The sequence below is a fragment of the Pollutimonas harenae genome (assembly GCF_004153685.1).
GTDB lineage: Bacteria > Pseudomonadota > Gammaproteobacteria > Burkholderiales > Burkholderiaceae_B > Pusillimonas_C > Pusillimonas_C harenae.
The window spans coordinates 90302-112316 of the sequence record NZ_SDQD01000003.1; the positions used below are offsets into that span (position 1 = coordinate 90302).

Annotated in this window: 15 protein-coding genes; 4 read left to right on the top strand and 11 right to left on the bottom strand. The window is 55.9% G+C overall.

Going from position 1 to position 22015, the window contains the following annotated elements; genetic code table 11:
• The 5 genes from phaR to ERD84_RS13195 all read right to left on the bottom strand — a co-directional run bounded on the left by phaR (nucleotide 1) and on the right by ERD84_RS13195 (nucleotide 4833).
• Entirely contained in the window at nucleotides 1–564 is a 564-nt protein-coding gene (gene phaR / locus ERD84_RS13175; protein WP_130040134.1) for a polyhydroxyalkanoate synthesis repressor PhaR, read from the bottom strand.
• Nucleotides 565–619: 55 nt separating this feature from the next.
• Nucleotides 620–1357 carry a 3-ketoacyl-ACP reductase gene (locus tag ERD84_RS13180; RefSeq protein ID WP_130040135.1) on the bottom strand — a complete coding sequence of 246 codons (738 nt, stop codon included), beginning with the start codon at nucleotides 1355–1357 and terminating at the stop codon, nucleotides 620–622.
• Nucleotides 1358–1379: 22 nt separating this feature from the next.
• Nucleotides 1380–3014 carry a PHA/PHB synthase family protein gene (locus ERD84_RS13185; RefSeq protein ID WP_130040136.1) on the bottom strand — a complete coding sequence of 545 codons (1635 nt, stop codon included), beginning with the start codon at nucleotides 3012–3014 and terminating at the stop codon, nucleotides 1380–1382.
• Nucleotides 3015–3115: 101 nt separating this feature from the next.
• Entirely contained in the window at nucleotides 3116–3886 is a 771-nt protein-coding gene (gene pgeF, locus ERD84_RS13190) for a peptidoglycan editing factor PgeF (protein ID WP_130040137.1), read from the bottom strand.
• Complete coding sequence (locus tag ERD84_RS13195) at nucleotides 3874–4833, bottom strand: RluA family pseudouridine synthase (protein ID WP_130040138.1); 960 nt, start codon at nucleotides 4831–4833, stop codon at nucleotides 3874–3876. Before ERD84_RS13195 ends, pgeF begins: the two co-directional genes overlap by 13 nt.
• A gap of 49 nt (nucleotides 4834–4882) precedes the next feature.
• On the opposite strand from ERD84_RS13195, the gene ERD84_RS13200 reads away from it, so the two are divergent.
• The gene (locus ERD84_RS13200; RefSeq protein ID WP_245150700.1) at nucleotides 4883–5731 is read left to right on the top strand and encodes an outer membrane protein assembly factor BamD; all 849 of its coding nucleotides are present in this window, start codon (nucleotides 4883–4885) and stop codon (nucleotides 5729–5731) included.
• A 118-nt stretch (nucleotides 5732–5849) separates the two neighbouring features.
• Here the strand turns inward: ERD84_RS13200 and yoaA are convergent, their stop codons facing one another.
• Complete coding sequence (yoaA, locus tag ERD84_RS13205; RefSeq protein WP_130040139.1) at nucleotides 5850–7880, bottom strand: DNA repair helicase YoaA; 2031 nt, start codon at nucleotides 7878–7880, stop codon at nucleotides 5850–5852.
• Between the two features lie 167 nt (nucleotides 7881–8047).
• Between yoaA and ERD84_RS13210 the strand changes: the two genes are divergently transcribed.
• Both ERD84_RS13210 and ERD84_RS13215 read left to right on the top strand, forming a co-directional pair.
• Nucleotides 8048–10438, top strand: coding sequence for a Tex family protein (locus ERD84_RS13210; protein ID WP_130040140.1), 2391 nt, complete (start codon nucleotides 8048–8050; stop codon nucleotides 10436–10438).
• 6 nt (nucleotides 10439–10444) lie between these two features.
• Nucleotides 10445–10966 (top strand): hypothetical protein, encoded by a 522-nt coding sequence (locus ERD84_RS13215; protein WP_130040141.1) that lies wholly within the window; start codon nucleotides 10445–10447, stop codon nucleotides 10964–10966.
• Between the two features lie 9 nt (nucleotides 10967–10975).
• Here the strand turns inward: ERD84_RS13215 and ERD84_RS13220 are convergent, their stop codons facing one another.
• The 5 genes from ERD84_RS13220 to ERD84_RS13240 form a co-directional block, all read right to left on the bottom strand.
• The gene (locus ERD84_RS13220; protein WP_130040142.1) at nucleotides 10976–12316 is read right to left on the bottom strand and encodes a tryptophan--tRNA ligase; all 1341 of its coding nucleotides are present in this window, start codon (nucleotides 12314–12316) and stop codon (nucleotides 10976–10978) included.
• Between the two features lie 26 nt (nucleotides 12317–12342).
• Nucleotides 12343–13434, bottom strand: a complete 1092-nt coding sequence (zapE, locus tag ERD84_RS13225) for a cell division protein ZapE (protein WP_130040143.1) — start codon at nucleotides 13432–13434, stop codon at nucleotides 12343–12345.
• 167 nt (nucleotides 13435–13601) lie between these two features.
• Entirely contained in the window at nucleotides 13602–15029 is a 1428-nt protein-coding gene (lpdA, locus tag ERD84_RS13230) for a dihydrolipoyl dehydrogenase (RefSeq protein WP_130040144.1), read from the bottom strand.
• Between the two features lie 183 nt (nucleotides 15030–15212).
• Nucleotides 15213–16409 (bottom strand): 2-oxoglutarate dehydrogenase complex dihydrolipoyllysine-residue succinyltransferase, encoded by a 1197-nt coding sequence (odhB, locus tag ERD84_RS13235; RefSeq protein ID WP_130040145.1) that lies wholly within the window; start codon nucleotides 16407–16409, stop codon nucleotides 15213–15215.
• A 29-nt stretch (nucleotides 16410–16438) separates the two neighbouring features.
• Complete coding sequence (locus ERD84_RS13240; RefSeq protein ID WP_130040146.1) at nucleotides 16439–19309, bottom strand: 2-oxoglutarate dehydrogenase E1 component; 2871 nt, start codon at nucleotides 19307–19309, stop codon at nucleotides 16439–16441.
• A gap of 316 nt (nucleotides 19310–19625) precedes the next feature.
• On the opposite strand from ERD84_RS13240, the gene ERD84_RS13245 reads away from it, so the two are divergent.
• Nucleotides 19626–21923, top strand: coding sequence for an NADP-dependent malic enzyme (locus ERD84_RS13245; protein ID WP_130040147.1), 2298 nt, complete (start codon nucleotides 19626–19628; stop codon nucleotides 21921–21923).
• Nucleotides 21924–22015: the final 92 nt, after the last annotated feature.

Below are 22015 nucleotides of genomic sequence, written 5' to 3' on the forward strand. Positions count from 1 at the left end.
TTATTCTTTTTTGTCTTTGGGCGGTACCGGGTTGAACGGAAACGCCGAGAACATATTGCGTGTTTGATCCTGCATCTGATCTTGCATCTGCACGAAGAGATTTTTACTTTGATCAACGTAGTTATTCATCATGTTTTGCAACATGGGCGACTGCACGCTCATGAACTGAGCCCACGCTTCGGGGCCAAACTGGTTCCCGTACATTCCCTTGGACTGCTCGGTCATGCGGTCCTGGATATCCATGAAAGCCTGAATATTTTTTTCAAGATAGGAGCCCATGACCCCCTGCATGGCATGGCCATAGAAACGGATGATTTGCGACAACATGGTGGGCGAGAACATGGGGACCCCACCGCTTTCTTCTTCAAGAATGATCTGCAGCAAAATACTGCGCGTGAGGTCTTCACCCGACTTGGCATCAACAACCTTGAACTCCTCGCAATCAAGCACTAACTGCTTGACGTCGGCTAAGGTCACGTAAGCGCTGGTATGCGTATCGTAAAGGCGCCTGTTTGGATATTTTTTAATCAGGCGGGTTGTAGTGTTAGCTTGAGATTGCGTCATGAATTAAGGCCGGATACCAAGTGGTGAAAACAAGAGAGAGAACAGCCAGATGCAGTTATCCCATGTGCAAGCCCCCATTCAGGGAAAAGTCGGCCCCAGTAGCAAAGCCCGATTCGTCTGACGCCAACCATGCCACGATGGAGCCGATTTCTTCGGGAGCACCCAAGCGCTTGACGGGAATAGTGGCCACAATTTTTTCGAGCACATCGGGACGTATGGCACGCACCATGTCAGTACCAATATAACCCGGGGAAATAGTGTTGACGGTAACCCCCTTGCTGGCGACTTCTTGGGCAAGCGCCATGGTAAAACCATGTATGCCTGCCTTGGCCGTAGAGTAGTTGGTTTGACCAAACTGCCCCTTCTGGCCATTTACCGAACTGATATTGATGATGCGCCCCCACTGACGATCTACCATGCCTTCGATGACCTGCTTGGTTACATTGAATAGACTGTTCAGATTGGTGTCGATGACGGCACGCCAGTCTTCCTGGCTCATTTTTCGAAACAGGCCGTCGCGAGTAATACCTGCATTATTGACCAGCACATCAACCGGCCCCAGCTCATCAGATACCTTTGCAAATGCAGCTGCCGTGGAGTCCCAGTCGGACACATTGCCCACTGAGGCATGAAACTTATAGCCCAAGGCGGCCTGCTCATCAATCCACTGCTTGAAATTCCGGCTAGGCCCGCATCCGGCTACTACGATGTAGCCTTCTTTGGCCAGTCTTTGACATATGGATGTTCCTATGCCCCCCATACCCCCGGTCACGTAAGCCAGTTTTTTGCTCATTTTGTTCTCCTTGGTAATTTACTCATTGCGCCCGCTGTTTTACATAACTTCCAGGCGCATCTTCGATAGGGGTATAACGCGCATTACCAGGCTTGGCCGGAGCACGAACCAGAGACCCGGAATGCGCAACCAGCCAGTTGCACCAATCGGGCCACCAGCTTCCGGCATGCTCATCGGCATTGGCTAGCCAGCTTTCGGGATTGCCCGGCATTTCGTCATGCCCAGCAGAGGCCTCTTGCGCCCAATAGCAACGACGCTTTTTCGCCGGTGGATTGATGACGCCGGCTATATGGCCAGAAGCACCCAGAATGAAGCGTATGGGTCCACGCAAAATATTGTTGCTGGCGTAGGCTGAATGCCAGGGAACGATATGGTCTTCGCGTGAGCTATAAATATAGGCAGGCATGGATAGCGTGCTAAGGTCGAGCTGATAGCCATCGACCTGCACGCGACCTGGCACTTTCAGATTATTCTCAAGATAGGTATTTCGGAAATACCAGGCGAAAAACGGCCCGGGAAGATTGGTGCCGTCAGCATTCCAGTGCAAAAGGTCGAAAGCCGGCGGAGATTCGCCTTTAAGATAGTTGGCGACAACATAATTCCAGACCAGTTCGTTGGGACGCAAGAAGGAAAACGTGGTGGCCAATTCGCGGGCCGACATCAGGCCGCCCGTGCCAAGCTGATGCTCGCGCGCCTGTACCTGATACTCGTCTACGAAAACGTCAAGCACCCCGGTTTCTTCGAAATCGAGCAAGGTAGTGAGCAATGTGAGCGAACACACAGGGTCTTTACCCTGAGCATGTGCCAGTGAAAGTGCCGAAGCGAGCAAAGTTCCACCAACGCAAAACCCCAGTGCATTGATCTGCTTTTGTCGGGAAATAGAGCAAACGGCATCGATAGCCTGTAATACGCCATGTTGCAGGTAGTCAGCCCAGGTTGCCTGGTCAATGCCATCGATATCGGAAGCCAGCGGGTTACGCCACGAAACCAGAAATACGGTAAAGCCTTGCTCGACCGCATGCCGGACAAACGAGTTTTCAGGCTGAAGGTCGAGAATGTAGTATTTGTTGATGCTGGGCGGAACAAGCAGCAAGGGAATCTTGTGTACTTTGTCGGTAACAGGCGCGTACTGGATAAGCTGCATGACTTGGTTTTGATACACCACCGAGCCAGCCGTCGTGGCGACGTTTTTCCCGAGTTCGAACTTGGACTCGTCTGTTTGACTCAACCGCCCTTTTTGCAGGTCTTTAAACAGATTGTCCAGGCCTTTGCGCAAAGACTGCCCCTCGCTTTCGAGCAACGCCTGCTGGACATCGGGGTTGCTTGCCATGAAATTGGACGGCGCAACGGCTTCTATCCATTGCATGGTGGAAAATCTCAAGCGATTACGCACGGGCTCGCTAACCTGCAGGGCGTCGACCATTTGACTCATGGCTTTGGCTGACAACAGATAGGTATGGGCGGCAAGCAGCGAGGCCGGGCTGGCTGCCCAGGCTTTGGACCCAAAGCGTCGGTCGGCCGGAGGAGCGAGGTTGCCTTGCTGCAGACTTTCGGTCATGAGCAGCCATTCGCGTGCAAATTCAGCCTGGATTTCTGCGAGTATGTCAGGCGCTATGCTTACCGGAACTGGCCATTCTGGACGAGACGGATTACTCACGATACATGCACCTTACAAAATCCTCACACTTGCTTTGAATGGTGGATGGCATTTGAAAACCTGTCAATCAGGGTAAGTCGCTATCGCGACTCAAGGCCACGCTAGCCGGTTCTCCATGCCAGCGTAGCCATGCGCCCCGTCGCGGCATCGCGGCGGTACGAGTAATACATGTCGGCCTGATTAAAAGTGCACTGATCACTCAGTTCTATCGTACTGACATTTGCCTTGAGCAGGCGGTGCCGCGCCAGGCCTGGCAAATCAGCCAACCATTTGCCATCCGTATTGTGAGGAATAAAGTACACGGCACTACCGGGATCGGCGCCGACAAATGCGTCGTACACATCAGCCCCCACTTCAAAACAAGACTGGCTTATGGCCGGCCCTATCCAGGCCCGCCACGCCGTATTACCTGGCAGGCGACTGCGCAAGGCGTCCAGCGTGTTCTCGAGCACCCCCGCTGCCAGCCCGCGCCAGCCCGCATGTGCAACCCCCAAAGCCTGGCCGTCGACGCTGGCCAGCACGACGGGCAAGCAATCGGCCGTCATGATCGCCAGCACACGATTGGCTTGCAAGGTGATGGCGGCATCGGCCACCGGTATTCCGCCCCCCTGCCCCCCCTCATCGACGGCATCGGCATCGAAGACCTGTGCCCCGTGCACCTGCTTCAACCAGACCGGATTGCCAGGCAATATGGCACGTAAACGCTGACGGTTATTATCGACGGTATCGGCGGCGTCACCCGCATGCGCCCCCAGATTGAATGATGCCCAGGGCCCGGTGCTTGACCCGCCCTGCCGGGTAGTGCAGAAATAGTTGATGCCCGGCCACGGTTGGCCGCTTACTGTGGGTAGGGCTGGTATCAGGTGTTCCATGCGACGCCATCCAGAACGTGCTGAAAGTCAGCGGCCAAGGCCGCCGCAAACGAGACCCGCCGGTCGCTGCCGTAATCATCGAAGCTCAGCGCCCTGGCATGCAGCAACTGCCGCGAGGCGCTCCCCAATGGCTTGCCTCCGTACAATGTGTCGGCCACCAGGGGGTGGTGCAAGCTCATCATGTGCACACGTATCTGATGTGTACGACCGGTCTCGAGTTTGCAGACTACTTCTGTGACATTGGCATCATCGATATTTCCCGTACGCCCCGGATGGTAATGCGTTATGGCTGCTTTAGGCGCAATAGCGGGCTCCACGGCCATCCGGACAGGCACCCGGGTATCACGACCTATGGCCAGCCTGACACTACCCGGCCGGGTCAGCAGGCCATGCACCAGAGCAATATATTCACGATTTACGCTGTGGGCCTGCAGCTGACGGATGAGATGCGTCTGGGCTTTTTCGTGACGCGCCACCACCAGCAAGCCCGAGGTGTCTTTGTCGAGCCGATGCACAATACCTGCGCGAGCAACCGTGGCGAGCTCGGGAAAGCGATAAAGCAGGCCATTTAGCAAGGTGCCATGCCAGTTTCCGGCGCCTGGGTGGGTGACCAGTCCTGCCGGCTTGTTCACGACAATCCAGTCGGCACTTTGGTCTACCACTTCAAAATCGACGTCTTCGGGAGTAAATGCCAGCGCCTCGGGGGGACTTTGCTCCCAGACGACCAGCCTGTCGCCCGGATTGGCCATTTGCTTGACACGGCCTGGCTGGCCATTGACCAGCACATGCCCGCCTTCTATCCAGCCCTGTAACCTGCTGCGGGAATGCTCGGGAATCAGCCGCGCAATAACCTTATCGAGCCGCTCGGGCATAGCCGTGTACGGCACCAGGAACTCCAGCGGATCAGGTGCCGCCAAACTTTCTTTGTTGATATCTGTGTCAGTCATGGCGACAAATCATATAATCAGCCTGCATGCTAACACCAAGGACGCTTTTGTGACTCGTACCAAGCTGAATCAATCCCGATTTTCCAGCCTCACCCGGCTGGGGCATACCGCGGTCGCCCTCATAGCCGTCATCCTCATTGCCGGATGCAGCTCAACCAAGGTTGAGGTAGACCCCACTACCGGCTGGAGCGCCGAGCGCCTATACGAGGATGCGCGCACTGAAATCAGTGCCGGAAACTGGAGCGACGCTCGCACCCGCCTGGAGGCCATTGAAGCTCGCTACCCGTTTGGCGGGTACGCTCAGCAGGCGCTCATCGACCAGGCTTATGTCAACTGGAAAGACAGCGAACCCGAACAGGCGCTGGCTGCCATCGATCGCTTCCAGCAACAATACCCGAACCATCCGGGTACAGACTACATGCTTTACCTGAAGGGCCTGGTCACTTTCACACCGCCCAGCGCCTCGTTCATGAACATCACCCGCCAAGACCCGAGCGAGCGCGACCCAAAAGGCTTACGCGAATCGTATGATTCATTCAACGAACTTATCGCCCGCTATCCCGACAGCCGCTATACTGCCGATGCAAAAAAACGCGTCGCCTGGCTAGTGAATACGATTGCCCAGAACGAAGTGCATGTAGCCACCTATTACTATGAGCGTGGCGCTTATGTGGCAGCAGTCAATCGCGCACAGACTGTTATTACCGATTTCCAGGGTGTGCCAGCATCCGAAAAGGCGCTCTACATTATGGTTTTGGCCTACGACAAGCTCCAGCTTCCTGATCTGCGCGACGATGCCAAACGAGTGCTTGATCAAAACTTCCCCAACAGCAAGTACTACGAGCAAGGCCTGGAAGAGCCGAGTGGCAGCGCATGGAATCCAATCAACTGGTTCTAGCTTCTTTCGCATGAAAGGCTGAATCAGATACGTATCTTATCGGCGCCGCTTACCTTGCGTCAGTAATTTCTACGCATCGCCCAGGCGCTTGATTGAAAAAAGGGGTTACCAAGAGCAGTCAGTCTGCATCTTGTTTCCTGAGCAAAAACTCCACTGCCTGCCCTGGCTCGCGTGTGCGCGCGAACGGTGGCAGGCCACGCCACAGCAGACGACCGTAAGGCTTGTCTATCATGCGCGTGTCGCCCACCATCAATACTCCCCAGTCCTGTTCCGATCTGATCAGCCGTCCCGCACCCTGCTTTAACGCGATGGCCGCCTCAGGCAACTGATATTCCATAAAGGGGTTACCCCCCTGGCTGCGACACAGATTCAGGCGCGCTTCAAGCACGGGATCATCGGGCGGCGCAAAAGGCAATTTATCGATAGCCACCAGAGTCAGTGCGTCGCCAGGTACATCTATGCCTTCCCAGAAACTGGCGCTGCCAACCAGCACCGCATTGCTGCCGGCGCGAAAACGTTCGAGCAGCGCCCTGCGTGAACTTTCACCCTGGCGCAGCAGCAAACGCTCTATGTCTTCGTCTTCGAAGCGTTGCTCGAGAATTTCGGTAATTCTGTCGACCGCCCGCAGGGTCGTGCACAGCACAAGCACACCACCCTTGGATACTTTGATCAAAGGCATCAAAGCATCGACAAACCGTTCATTGAAGTTTCTATCGCTGGGTAGCGGCAACATTTTTGGCGCATACAACACGCCTTGCGCAGCATAGTCGAATGGCGACTCCCAGCTGAGCGTTTGTGCATCCCACAAACCCAGCTGCCTGAGGAAATGACCAAAATCGCCCTTCACCGACAGCGTGGCCGAGGTCAGCACCCAGGCCTGGTCTTTACTACGATAGCGCGAAAAAATCTGTGCTACCGACAAAGGCGCGCTATGCAAGCGCATGTGATGGAGGCTGTGTTCTACCCAACGTACCGCCGCGCCATCCTCGTTGCCCCGGCCCTCTTGCTGACCCGTGCCGGGATCAGTTTGTACCGGCTTGAGCGCATTGTGGCCCTGGCGGTCGGGCTGGGTCCATTGATAAAGCCTGGCCCGGACATCCAGGCAGGTTTTAGCCGCTGCTGCCAGATCTGGATGCTTCTCACTGACCACACCCAAGAGCTTGATGCTGTGATCCAGCACACCTAGCAACTCATCCAGTGCGGTATCAAACTCTTCCGGATTGGGAATGGCCTGAAACGTGGCTTTGCGCCCCGGCATTTTTTCGATCGGAGCGGCGGCCAGGCGTAATGCTCGCGCAGCATGTTCAATACGCTTGCCTGCTTCAGTCCAGTTGGTGGACTCGCGCGCATGGGCCAAGCCTGCGGCTTCGGTTGCGCGAGCCAGATCGAGCAACTGATGTGATGAAACGCTGCTGCCGAGAAAACGTGTAGCGATATCGGGCAGTTGATGCGCCTCGTCGAAGACCACCATGTCGACCGTGGGCAACAAATCGGTAATCCCCTCTTCGCGCAAGGCCAGATCAGCCATGAACAAAGCATGGTTCACCACCACCAGATCAGCATCTTGGGCCTGGCGCCGCGCCTTGAGTACAAAGCAATCCCGCACATGGGGACACTCCTGGCCCAGGCAGTTTTCACGCGTGGAGGTTACCCGGCCCCAGATATCGGCGTCTTCCGGAACATCAGACAAGTCGCTGCGATCACCCGTCCTGGACTGCTGGGCAAATACCTGTATTTGGCGCAACTGGCCTATTTCGGAGCGGGACTTGAGAGCGCGCTCATCGCCCGACAGGCGCTCCAGGTGGTAATGACAGACATAGTTGCCGCGCCCTTTCAGCAAGGCAATCGAAACAGGCAGGGCCAGCGCATTGCGCAAACGTGGCAGATCGCGCTGGAACAACTGATCTTGCAGGGTACGGGTACCCGTTGAAACCAGTACCTTGCCACCGCATAAAAAAGCGGGAACAAGGTATGCCCACGTCTTGCCGGTACCCGTGCCAGCCTCGGCGATAAGCGTGGAATGATTGCGCAAGGTGTCTTCGATCGCCTGGGCAAGCTCCAGCTGTGCCTTTCTGGAGCGATAACCCGGCACAGCTTGCGCCAAAGGCCCATCGGGGGCAAAAATATCGGAAAGTTCTTGCAAAAGCATTAAAAATAGAAAAGAAAGCAGGCCATGCCGCCTGAACGGCCAGCCAAACGGGGTAAAGTATGCCGTTCCCCTGAAAGCATCCAGATAAGATAATACCCGGCAATTTTTCGGACTAGGGGTCGATGTGGCAAAATGCGCCGCGTATTTCCAGTTTTTTTGATGTGTCCATGACTACAACTTCTGCTTCCTCACTACCAGGCCCCTCCACGACAAGTGTGGATCCCGCTCGTATCGTAACGCTGCTGGCCAGCGAACTTGGAGTACGACCCACGCAAGTTGCAGCCACGGTCGAACTGCTGGATGGCGGTGCCACGGTGCCCTTTATTGCCCGTTACCGCAAAGAAGCCACAGGAGGCCTGGACGATACCGTGCTGCGGACGCTGGAACTGCGACTGGTGTACGTTCGCGAACTTGAAGGTCGCCGTATCACCATTCTTGAGTCCATTGGCCAGCAGGGGAAGCTAACTGCCGAACTGCAGCAGGAAATCACCAGCGCAGACACCAAACAGCGTCTGGAAGATTTGTATGCGCCCTACAAGCCCAAACGCCGCACACGGGCACAGATTGCCCGCGAAGCGGGCCTGGAACCCTTGGCCGATGCCATTCTGGATGACGCTGCCGTCGATCCAGCCATTCTGGCCCAGGCTTACTTGAATCCCGAGGCCTCCATCAACGATGCCAAGAGCGCACTGGATGGTGCCCGCGATATCCTGGCAGAACGTTATGCCGAGAACGCCGATCTGCTGGCCAATCTGCGCGAACACCTCTGGAATACCGGTTTGCTGTATTCCAAAGTCATCGAAGGCAAGGAAAACGATGGCGACAATTTCCGCGATTGGTTTGATTTCAGCGAAGCTTTGCGTTCTCTGCCATCGCATCGTATTCTGGCCTTGTTGCGAGGTCGCCAGCAAGGCGTGCTGGATATCCGCCTGGGGCTGGACCCCGAGCTTGAAGCACAATCACCTCATCCTTGCGTCAGCCGCATCGCGGACTTCCTGCGCATAGGTGCCGACTTTTCGCTCGACGCTAGCCCAAGAGCTCGCTGGCTGGGTGAGGTATGCCGCTGGACCTGGCGTGTCAAGCTTTTGACGGCCTTTGAGTCAGAGCTCATTGGACGCCTGCGCGATACAGCCGAACAGGAAGCCATACGGGTCTTTGCCGCCAACCTGAAAGACCTGCTGCTGGCTGCGCCGGCCGGCCCCAAAGCAGTATTGGGACTGGACCCAGGCATACGCACAGGTGTCAAGGTTGCTGCCATAGATGCCACCGGCAAGGTGCTTGCTACCAGTACTGTCTATCCCTTTGAGCCACGCCGTGACCGTGAGGGAAGCATCAACACGCTGGCAGCACTGATTGCCAAACACAAGATTGAACTGGTCGCCATAGGCAACGGCACTGCCTCGCGGGAAACTGAAAAACTCGTGACCGACACGCAGGAAAAATTCCCTGAGTTGAAGCTTACCCGCGTGGTGGTGTCCGAAGCTGGCGCCTCGGTGTACTCGGCATCGGAGCTCGCCGCGCATGAATTTCCGGATATGGACGTGAGCCTGCGCGGGGCAGTTTCCATTGCCAGACGCCTGCAAGATCCTTTGGCCGAACTGGTCAAGATTGAGCCAAAGGCCATAGGCGTGGGGCAGTACCAGCACGACGTCAATCAGCGTGAACTGGCCCACTCGCTCAATACTGTCATCGAAGATTGCGTTAACGCTGTTGGTGTCGATGTCAACACGGCTTCGGCCCCATTGTTGACCCGCGTCTCGGGTCTGAACGCAACACTGGCCAAAAACATAGTGGCCTGGCGCGACGACAACGGCGCATTCCCCAATCGCAAAGCCTTGATGAAAGTACCGCGTTTTGGCGACAAGTCTTTCGAGCAGGCGGCGGGATTTTTACGCATACCCAACGGCAACAACCCACTGGACGCTTCGTCAGTACACCCGGAAGCCTACCCGGTCGTGGAACGCATACTCAAGAAGATCAATGCCGATGCACGGCAAATCATGGGGCAATCCGGCGCACTGAAAGGCGTCTCCCCCACTGAGTTCACCGACGAACGCTTCGGGCTGCCAACCGTCAAGGATATATTCCTGGAGCTGGAAAAACCTGGCCGCGATCCCCGTCCTGAGTTCAAGACAGCCCAATTCAAGGAAGGCGTCAACACCATCAACGATCTTCACACAGGCATGGTACTTGAGGGTGTGGTCACCAACGTGGCCAATTTCGGCGCATTCGTCGATGTAGGCGTGCATCAGGACGGTCTGGTGCATATTTCGGCTCTGTCCGATACATTTGTCAAAGATCCCCGCGATGTCGTACGCGTAGGGCAAATGGTCAAGGTCAAGGTCCAGGAGGTCGATGCGGCCCGCAAGCGAATTGGATTGACCATGCGTTTGAATGACGATGCACCGCCTGCTCGCCGTGGCAACGAATCCTCGACACCAAATAGCAGCCAGCGCCGCGACAACCAGCGCCGCAACGATGCACGCCCCGGCCAACGTCCCAGCCAGGGCGACGGCATGGGCGCCATGGCCGCTGCCTTTGCAAAACTCAAAAAATAGAACCTCATGAACACAGAAAACACACCCACTCAGGAACAGCTTGTACAGCTGATCAGGCTGCTGTCCTGCAACGATCTGGACGAGCACGAAAGCAGCCGTATAGTGGGTGTTTGCCTGCAATCGCTGACCGAGCCCGAGAAAACCCTGCGCACGCATTACGGCGCCGATGCCGCCAAGGTGGCACAGTACGACCCTCAGGGCGTGATAGCGTTTATTTTGTTCATCGAACTGGAAGATTACTTTGCTGTTGCCGATACCGTCGATGAGCTATACGAGCAAATCGTCGATGCATTTGAACAGCCTGCCCTGCCTGAGTACCCATACGATAACAACAGCTTCCAGACTGTCTCGGATTTTTACCAATGGGTGGACAGCCAATTGCTGGCTCATCACGACAAATATCGGCTCGTCAGTTTCGGAGAAAGCTATACCAACGACTTCCAGCTCATACTGGTGTATCGCGAGCAGGCGGAAGAGCTGCTTTCATTGTGCCAAACGCTCGGCCTGCAGGCCGAGCTGTGTGAATAAGATACTGCGTCAGTTCTGAGCCATCTGAGCGAAGGCATCACGCAACTGCGGCAACAAACCGGCATCAAACTGGCTGACCAGCACCCCGTCGATCCGGATACTGACCAGGCCCTGTTCGTCGCCGGACAGGGTATCCAGGGGCTGACTCTTGAGCTTGCCCATGGCCTGCCCAGCCGCTTTCGGATCAGCAAAGCTTTCGGACAACAATAGTTCCCGCCCATCAGACCCGAGCAGACGGAAACGGAAGCGCCCCTCATCATCACGGAAACTGACGAAACGCGCGGACTTCCCTTTGCCTTTCTTGTCTGCGGGCTGCTTGTCGGAGGATACCGGAACAGACATGGAGCGCAAGCCAACCGCTGCACGCAAACGCTCCATCAAGGGCTGTGACAGACGACGGGCCTTGATGGCACCCGCCTGAAGAATGTCTTCAATACGGTCGGGGCGCGAAATAAGCTCGGCATAACGTTCGCGCATGGGTGCAAGTTCGGCCTCTATGGTGGTGCATAGCTGCTCTTTTGCTTCACCCCATCCCATACCCTCTTCCAGCTCCTTGCGGAACTGAGCAGACGCCTTGGGCGTGGCAAACGCCCGGTACAGGGTATAAAGATGCGAGCTTTCAGCGTCTTTGGGCTCACCAGGCTGGCGGGAGTCGGTCACAATACGCATGACTGCCGCGCGCAAGCCTTTTGCTCCACCCTCGAACAAGGGTATGGTGTTGTCGTAACTTTTGGACATCTTGCGCCCGTCGAGCCCGGGGAGCGTTGCCACCTCGTCGTCAATCTGAACCTCTGGCAGCACGAACAAGTCTTCACCCTGGCCATACAGATGATTGAAACGCTGGGCAATGTCGCGAGCCATTTCAAGATGCTGGATTTGGTCCCGGCCTACCGGCACTTTATTCGCATTGAACAACAGAATGTCGGCCGCCATCAGCACTGGGTACGAGAACAAACCCATGGTAATGCCATCATCGGCCTCTTGCTGTCTGGCTACATTCTGGTCTACTGCTGCCTTATAGGCATGCGCGCGATTCATCAGGCCTTTGGCCGTGACGCAGGTCAGCATCCAGGACAACTCGGGAATTTCCGGGATATCGGATTGGCGATAGAAGGTGACGACATCAGGGTCGAGCCCTGCAGCTATCCAGGTTGCCGCGATCTCGAGGCGCGAGCGGGCGATACGTTGTGGATCATCGCATTTGATCAGTGCGTGATAATCCGCCATGAAGTAGAAGGCATCAACACTCGATAGTTTGCTGGCCTCTATGGAAGGGCGAATAGCCCCGGCATAATTGCCCAGATGGGGTGTTCCTGAAGTGGTGATGCCGGTCAGTACTCGGGTGTTCATATATGCTTCAGTATCAGTAAGGGTGTCTAGAGCGTAACGGCTGCACGTCGCTCGGAATCAAGGTATTCACGGGACTGCATTTCCATGATGCGTGATACCGTGCGATGAAACTCGTTGGACATCGGCCCCTGGGTGTAGAGCTCATCGGGTTCGCATTCAGCCGACATGATGAGTTTTATCTTGTGATCGTAAAATACATCAATCAACCAGGTAAAGCGGCGCGCTTCCGACGCCTGACGAGCCTCCATGCGGGGCACATCCGACAATATCACGGTCTGGAAGCGGCTGGCCAAGTCCAGGTAGTCGTTCTGCGAACGTGGGCCGCCACATAAGGTGGCAAAATCAAACCAGACAATGCTGCCGCCCAGCGCAATGGCTCTCAGCTCGCGGTTTTCAACGATCAGGACCGGCTTCAGCGGCGCCGTGTCGAGCAGCCTGTCGAAATAGGCCTGCAACTCTTTATTCGTTCCGTCCGTGATCGGCGTCAGATACAAACGAACCTGCTCCATGCTGCGTAGACGATAGTCAGTGCCCACATCCACGTTCATGATATCCATGCGCTCCTGGATCAACTTGATGGCGGGCAGGATGCGATCCCGATGCAATCCATCGGGATACAGGGTGCTGGGCTCGTAGTTTGATGTCATGATGAAAGAAGTGCCATGCTCGAACAGCTTAAGCAATAGTCTATACAGAATCATGGCATCGGCAACATCCGACACATGGAATTCGTCGAAGCAGATCAGGCGATAACGCTTGGCAATGCGGCGCGCCACCTCATCCAGCGGGTCTTGCTGGCCACGCACCGCATCGAGTTCGCGATGCACGCCGCGCATGAACTCATGAAAATGCACGCGCGTCTTGCGCTTTACAGGCACCGTCAGGTAAAACGCATCCATCAGAAAGCTTTTACCCCGGCCTACGCCACCCCACAAGTACACACCACGCGGCACATCGGGACGTTTGAAGATTTTCCTCAAAGCGGAAGAACGGTCTTGCTTGAAGCTCACCCAGTCATCGAAATACACTTGCAGGCGCTCGATAGCCGCCTTCTGTGCCTGGTCGGCTTGATAGCCGCGCTCTTGCAGGGCATGTTGATAATACTCTTGAACATTCATGATGTTTTCTTGGGAGGCTTAAAAGAAATACCTGCCCCCATGCTGCGCAGGCCCAGCCCTGTTTGCTGCCTTCAGAGGAAGAAAGGTTCTCCGGGTGGCAATCAACAGGAAAAAAGAACGGGCGGCGTTCTGCCGCCCGTCTTGATGGTTCATGAGAAAAGCAAGCTTTAGAAATTCAGCGTGCGTTTATCGACAGCCAACGCGGCTTCTTTCATGGCTTCCGACAAAGTCGGGTGTGCATGGCAAATACGGGCAATGTCTTCCGCTGCGCCACGGAATTCCATGATGGTGACCGCTTCGGCGATCAGTTCCGAAGCCATCGGCCCGATGATATGGACCCCAAGGACTTCATCCGACTTGGCATCAGCCAGCACTTTGACGAAACCGGTGGTATCGCCCAATGCCCTGGCCCGGCCATTTGCCATAAAGGGGAAGCTGCCTGCCTTGTAATCACGCCCTTCGGTCTTGAGCTGCTGCTCATTCTTGCCGACCCACGCAATTTCGGGCGAGGTATAAATGACCGAAGGAATTGTGGCGAAATTAACATGGCCATGCTGTCCGGCAATGCGCTCCGCAACAGCCACACCTTCTTCTTCAGCCTTGTGGGCCAGCATAGGGCCACGCACCACATCACCTACTGCCCAGACATTGGGCAGGTTGGTCTTGCAATCATCATCGACAGCAATGAAACCGCGCTCGTCGCGTTTGAGTCCAACGGTATCGAGACCGAGGCCGTCGACATTAGGCACGCGGCCGATAGAAACAATGAGCTTGTCGACCACCAGTTTCTGCTCGGCACCGCCGGCATCGGTGTAAGGCACCGTGACCGATTTTGCTGTGGATTTCACTTCGCCAATCTTGACGCCGGTCTGGATGACGAGGCCTTGCTTGGCAAGCGCTTTCTGTGCTTCTTTGGCAACCTGTTGGTCGGCAACAGCCAGGAAATCAGGCATTGCCTCCAGGATGGTGACCTCGGCACCCAGGCGACGCCATACACTACCCAGTTCGAGGCCGATGACACCGGCCCCGATCACGCCCAATTTCTTGGGAACTGCCGGGATACGCAAAGCACCATCGTTGGAAAGAATTTGTGTCTCGTCGAAAGGCAAGCCAGGCAGCTCGCGTGGCGATGAGCCCGTGGCGATAATGACGTGCTTGGCAACAAGCTCGTCTTCGGCCTTACCTGAAACCTTGATGGTCCAGCCACCATCACTTTGAGAAACAAAAGAACCCGTACCGTGAAAGAACGTTACTTTGTTCTTTTTGAACAGATACAGGATACCGTCGTTGTTTTGCTTCACCACGGTGTCTTTGCGACCTACCAGCGTGTCGAGCTTCAGGCTCACGCCCTTGACTTCTATGCCATGCTCGGCAAAATGGTGGTTGGCCTGCTCAAAATGTTCGGACGACTGCAGCAAGGCCTTGGACGGAATGCATCCCACGTTAGTGCAAGTGCCACCAGGCGCTGGTTTACCATCGGCAGTGCTCCAGGCATCAATACATGCCACGCTCTTGCCAAGCTGCGCCGCACGGATGGCGGCAATGTAGCCACCAGGGCCGGCGCCAATAACAACCACGTCAAATTGTTTAGCCATATTCTTTCTCGATTGAATAGTGTGTTGACGCAAGCCTTGTGAGCCTGCGCCCCGGAAGGAAGCGGCAAAGCCTGCAACACGCTTCCGCGACAACAGAAAAGACGATCAAAAAACCCCGGGCAAGCCCTTGGTCCACTGGCGGACAGGCTTGCCCGGGGTTGTTCTACACCTTAACCAGCATACTTAGACATCCAGCAACAGGCGTTGTGGGTCTTCAAGGGCTTCTTTCATGGCGACCAGGGCCAACACCGCCTCTCGGCCGTCAATGATGCGGTGATCGTATGACAAGGCAAGGAAGTTGATGGGTCGAATGACGATCTGGCCGTTTTCGACCACAGGGCGCTCTTTGGTGGCATGAATGCCGAGAATTGCCGACTGTGGGGGATTGATGATGGGCGTGGACAGCATGGAGCCGAACACTCCGCCATTGGAGATGGAGAACGTACCGCCAGTCAACTCTTCGAGGCCCAGCTTGCCATCGCGTGCCCGTGCACCGAAATCGGCAATTTGCTTTTCGATTTCAGCAATGGACAGCTGATCGGCATTACGCAGGATGGGTACAACCAGTCCGCGTGGGCTGCCCACTGCGATACCGATGTCGAAGTAGCCATGATAGATGATGTCTTTGCCATCGACCGATGCATTGACGACAGGGTATTTCTTCAGGGCAGCTACTGCGGCCTTTACGAAGAAAGAGGTGAAGCCCAGCTTGACGCCGTGCTCTTTTTCGAACTGATCTTTGTATTTTTTACGCAGATCGAGAATACCCTGCATGTTGACTTCGTTGAAAGTCGTAAGAATGGCATTGTCTGATTGCGATTGCAGCAGACGCTCGGCCACGCGGGCACGCAGGCGGCTCATGGGTACGCGCTGTTCGGGACGACCATCGAGCGAAAGTGAAGCAGGCGCTGCCGGAGCAGCTGCTTTCTTAGCTGGCGCGCTGCCGGCCTGAAGAGCGTCGCCCTTGGTGACACGACCACCGCGGCCAGAACCCTCGACCGAGGCCGGATCAACGCCTTTTTCAGCCAGAATCTTGCCAGCAGCGGGTGATGCGATGGCTGCGGCACTCGGCGCGGCAGTTGCTGCCGCAGGAGCGGCGGCGGGTGCGGGCTCTTCGGCGGCGGGCGCTGCAGCCTTGCCTTCAGAGTCGATACGGGCCAGGACTTCACCTGCTGCGACCGTGCTACCGTCACCTTTGACGATTTCCTTCAAGACGCCTGACGAAGGAGCGGGGACTTCTAGAACAACCTTGTCCGTTTCTACCTCGATCAGTATCTCGTCGGCTTCGACCGCTTCCCCCGGTTGTTTCTTCCAGTTGAGCAGAGTAGCCTCGGTGATCGACTCGGAAAGCTGGGGTACGAGAACGTCAGTAATAGCCATAGTATGTATTCCGTTATGTGAGGTATTTGTTATTTCGTCAGCATAAAGCTTTTGAATTTGGGCGCCAGGGCCTGCTCGAGCAAATTACGCTGCTGCTCTTGGTGTTTGGCCAAATAGCCAACTGCAGGCGAAGCCGATGCAGAGCGGCCCGCATAACCCAAACGCTGACCATCAGCAATGTTTTCATATAGATGATGCTGAACATAAAACCAGGGACCCTGGTTTTGAGGCTCGTCTTGGACCCAGACAATTTCCTTGGCGTTGGTATATTTTTGCAGCTCTGCCTGGAAAGCCTTGTGCGCGAAGGGATAGAGCTGTTCGACACGCAGTATCGCGACATCTGAGCGACCGGCATCCTTGCGCGCGTGGACGATGTCGTAGTAGACCTTGCCCGAACATACCAGCACTCGCTTGACATCTGCTGGGACAATGCTTTCGTCTTGCTCGCCGATGACAGGCAGAAACTGACTGTTGGCCAGGTCGGCCAGCGGCGAAGTGGCATCTTTATTACGCAGCAAGGATTTGGGGGTCAGGATGACCAGCGGCTTGCGGAACGGCCGGATCATTTGACGACGCAACACGTGGAAGATCTGGGCACCGTTGGTAGGCTGCACAACTTGTATGTTGTTGTCGGCACACAGTTGCAGGAAGCGTTCGATACGCGCCGACGAGTGCTCGGGGCCTTGCCCTTCGTAGCCGTGCGGCAGCATCATGGTCAGGCCGCACTGACGACCCCATTTTGCTTCACCCGAGGTAATGAACTGATCGATGACGACCTGCGCGCCATTGACGAAGTCACCGAATTGCGCTTCCCAGATGGTGAGAGTATTAGGTTCGGCCGAAGCGTAGCCATACTCAAAGGCCAACACGGCTTCTTCCGAGAGGACCGAGTCGATGACCGTAAACGGAGCTTGATTGTCGGAAACGTTTTGCAGCGGAATATAGGTACCGTCGTTCCAGCGCTCGCGCTTTTGATCATGCAACACTGCATGGCGGTGTGTAAACGTACCGCGACCGGAGTCTTGCCCGGTAATGCGAATGGCATAGCCCGAAGCCACCAGGGTTGCAAAGGCAAGATGCTCACCCATGCCCCAATCGAGGTTTTGTTCGCCGCGAGCCATATTGCGACGGTCGTTGAGCAGCTTGTTGACCAGAGAATGGACGGTAAAGTCAGCCGGAACGGTGGTGAGCTTTTCGCCTATGCGCGTGAGCTCGGCTACCGGAACCCCGGTATCGGCTTGATCGGTCCATTTGGCGCCCAGAAACGAAGACCAGTCGGTAGAGTACTTGTTCTTGTAGTCGGTAAGGACCGGTTCGATGGTGCGCTGGCCGTCTTCCATGAGCTGCCGATAATCTTTAACCAGCTGATCGGGTTCGCCTTCGGCCAGGATGCCTTGAGCAACAAGCTTGTCGGCATACACTTTACGCGTACCGGGGTGCTTGCCTATGCTCTTGTACATCAAGGGTTGCGTCAGAGAGGGAGTATCTTGCTCGTTATGGCCCAATTTGCGGAAACAGACGATATCGACTACGACGTCGTGGTGGAATCGCATGCGGTAGTCAAGGGCCAGCTGCGTAACATATACCACTGCTTCAGGATCATCACCATTGACGTGGAATACCGGAGCCTCGATCATTTTTACGACGTCTGTGCAATACAGCGTAGAGCGCGTGTCGCGAGGATCAGAGGTGGTAAAGCCGATTTGGTTATTGATGACAATGTGCAGCGTGCCACCTGTGCCATAACCACGAGTTTGCGCCAGGTTGAGCGTTTCCATAACAACGCCCTGCCCGGCAAAGGCGGCATCTCCGTGCACCAGAACCGGCAGCACCTGTGAGCCTTCTTCGTCGCCACGACGATCCTGGCGGGCACGCACGCTGCCTTCGACCACAGGATTGACGATTTCAAGGTGTGAAGGGTTGAACGCGAGCGACAAGTGCACAGGACCACCACGCGTGGACAGATCGCTGGAGAAACCATTGTGATATTTGACGTCGCCGTCGGTCAGGCCTTCGGCGTGCTTGCCTTCGAATTCGGCAAACAGGTCGCCGGGCATCTTGCCCATGATGTTGACCAACATGTTCAGACGACCACGGTGGGCCATGCCCACTACAATTTCCTGGACGCCGTTCTCGCCGGCATGTCCGACGACCTCGTCCATGGCGGCGATGAAGCTTTCGCCGCCTTCGAGGGAGAATCGCTTCTGACCTACATACTTGGTGTGCAGAAAACGCTCGAGGCCTTCTGCTTCAGTAACTTGCTGCAGTATATGGCGCTTTTGCTCAGCCGAGAAAGACGGCACGCCAACGGTAGACTCCAGGCGTTCCTGGATCCAGCGCTTGGCAGCCGGATCGGAAATATGCATGAATTCGGCACCCACATTGCGACAGTATGTGTCGCGCAAAGCCTTGAGCATGTCGCGCATGGTCATGGTGTCGGCTTTGGTAAAGTAGGTATTGGTGGCCGAATAGACCTGGTCCAGGTCGGCCTCGGCCAGACCGTAGAAACCGGGGTCGAGCTCGGGTATGCTGGGGCGGTCCTGGCGCTTGAGCGGATCTAGTGCCGCAATGCGAGCACCCAGCGAGCGATAGGCAGCGATGATGGACTGGACATAGACCTGCTTGCCTGCAACTGTGAGGTCGGGCGCCTTGACATGAGAAACAAAGGCATTGGCCTTGGCGCGTTGGGCAAAAGACTCGACGACCGGTGCATGGGCTTGATCGCGCGTAACTTCGCTGCCATCAGTGGCAGGCAGGTGTTGCAATTGATCGAAATAGTCGCGCCACTGGTCGGGCACGGAGCCGGGATTATCGAGGTAGGACTCGTAGAGTTCCTCGACATAAGGGGCGTTGCTACCAAACAGGTAAGAATTGGATAAAAGTTCTATTTCCGATGACATATATGCGCTTCACCTAATTCGAGTGCTTCACTCGTTATTGATGCAGGGAACAACCTTCCGCGACACGGCCAGACCGTTTAGCGGATAGCGGGGGCAGAAGGCAACGTACGACGCCTTGATAAGCCGTATTCGCATTAGTATACCTGTGAAGTTACAAAGGATAAACCTGAAGGCTGGAAATGACGAACAATTCACGGAAAGCGTTGGCATTAACAAACACGTTTTCATGAATCGGGATATTCTTCACACAGACGCGCATTATGCAGTTAACTTTTTGCCTGGATTATTTGTATATTTTTAGCAGGAGCACGCCACCATGGACGCCAACGCCGACCTCGCCAAACTGGCCCTCGACTACCACGCCAATCCGGTCCCCGGAAAAATATCGGTCATGCCGACCAAACCCCTCGCCAACCAGGATGACCTGTCACTGGCTTATTCTCCCGGTGTTGCATTCGCATGCATGGATATCCATAAAAATGGCGAAGACGCAGCTTCCATGTATACCTCGCGCTCCAACCTTGTGGGGGTCATTACCAACGGAACAGCAGTGCTGGGACTCGGAAACATCGGCCCGCTGGCGGCCAAACCGGTCATGGAGGGCAAGGGTTGCCTGTTCAAAAAGTTTGCCGGTATCGACGTCTTCGATATCGAGCTGGCCGAAACCGACCCCGAGAAACTGGTCGAGATCATCGCCGCACTGGAGCCTACTCTGGGCGGCATCAACCTTGAAGACATCAAGGCACCGGAATGCTTCTATATAGAGAAAAAACTGCGCGAGCGCATGAAGATTCCCGTTTTCCATGACGACCAGCATGGCACTGCGATTATCTCTTCAGCCGCTATTCTGAACGGCCTGAAAGTGGTCGGAAAGAATATCAACGAAGTGAAGCTTGTCTGCTCCGGTGCCGGCGCAGCCGCCATCGCTTGCCTTGATCTGTTGGTTCACCTGGGGGTAAAACGCGAAAACATCTACGTTGTCGACTCACGCGGCGTGATCAGTAAAGGGCGTGACGAAGGCATGGAGGCGAACAAAGCGCGCTATGCCCAGGAAACCACCGCGCGGACACTGGCTGATGTGTGCAAGGATGCCGACGTGTTCCTGGGTTGTTCAGCGCCCGGCGTCATGTCGGCCGATATGGTCAAAAGCATGGCGCCCAGCCCGCTCATTCTGGCGCTGGCCAATCCCGAACCCGAAATTCGCCCCGAAGTAGCCAAGGCGGCCCGGCCCGACTGTGTGATTGCCACCGGCCGCTCCGATTACCCCAATCAGGTCAACAACGTTTTGTGTTTTCCTTTTATTTTCCGCGGCGCCATGGATGCGGGCGCCACGGTCATCAACGAGGAAATGAAGCTGGCTTGCGTAAAAGCCATAGCCGAACTGGCCGAGGCCGAGCAAAACGACGAGGTAGCCATAGCCTATGCCGGTGAAGAGCTCAGCTTCGGCCCCGACTACATTATTCCCAAGCCATTCGACCCACGCCTGATCATCAAGATCGCCCCCGCTGTGGCCGAAGCTGCCGCAGCATCCGGCGTAGCCAGGCGTCCCATTGCCGACCTGGAAGCCTATCGCCAGAAGTTGATGAGCCTGGTCTACCACACGGGGCAACTGATGCGCCCCCTGTTCATGCAAGCCAAGAGCGCTCCGAAGCGGGTCATATACGCCGACGGCGAGGACGAACGCGTATTGCGCGCAGCCCAGACCGTCGTGGATGAACAGTTCGCCCACCCCATCCTGGTGGGCCGTCCTTCAGTCATCGAGATGCGTATCAAAAAATTCGGCCTGCGCCTTAGCGCCGGGACGGATTTTGAAGTTGTCGACCCTGAAGACGACGCGCGTTTCAACGAAACCTGGTCGGCCTACTACAAGATGAAGGGGCGTGATGGCGTCACTCCCGATATTGCCAAGGCAATGGTACGCAAGCACAACTCGCTGATTGGCGTCATGCTGCTGCAGCGCGGCGATGCCGATGCCATGATTTGCGGGGTCACCAGCCGCTTCGACAACCAGCTACGATATGTAGATGAGGTCATAGGCCTGAAAGAAGGCGTTAAAACCTATGCCGCCATGAATGTACTGATGCTGCCCACCCAGACACTGTTCATTTGCGATACTCATGTCAATGAAGACCCGACAGCCGAACAGATCGCCGACATGACGATACAAGCGGCTCAAGAGGTACACCGTTTTGGCGTGGTACCCAAGGTAGCGCTGTTGTCGCACTCGAACTTCGGCAGCCGCTCAACGGCCTCGTCTCGCAAGATGGCCGAGGCACGCCGGATTATTGCCGAGCGCGCGCCCGAGCTTGAGGTCGATGGCGAGATGCATGCCGACTCGGCGCTGTCAGAAAAAACCCGTCTTAAGGCGTTTCCTGATTCAACCTTGAAGGGACCGGCGAATTTGCTGATTACACCTAACCTGGATACAGGCAATATCACCTACAACATGCTGAAGATGACAGGCAGCAATGGGGTGGCGATGGGGCCGGTATTGCTGGGCGCAGCGCGGCCTGTACACATCCTGACAACCAGCTCCACGGTGCGCCGGATTGTGAACATGACGGCGCTTGCGGTGGTGGACGCACAGCAGGAGGCTGGGCAGGTTCAGCTGTAAACGGCTGTCGTTTACGGGTTTCTTGCCCGATGCAGGTGTCTGCCCTGGGCAGACACCTGCATCAGCCCAATGAAATGCAGGGGAGGTAATGG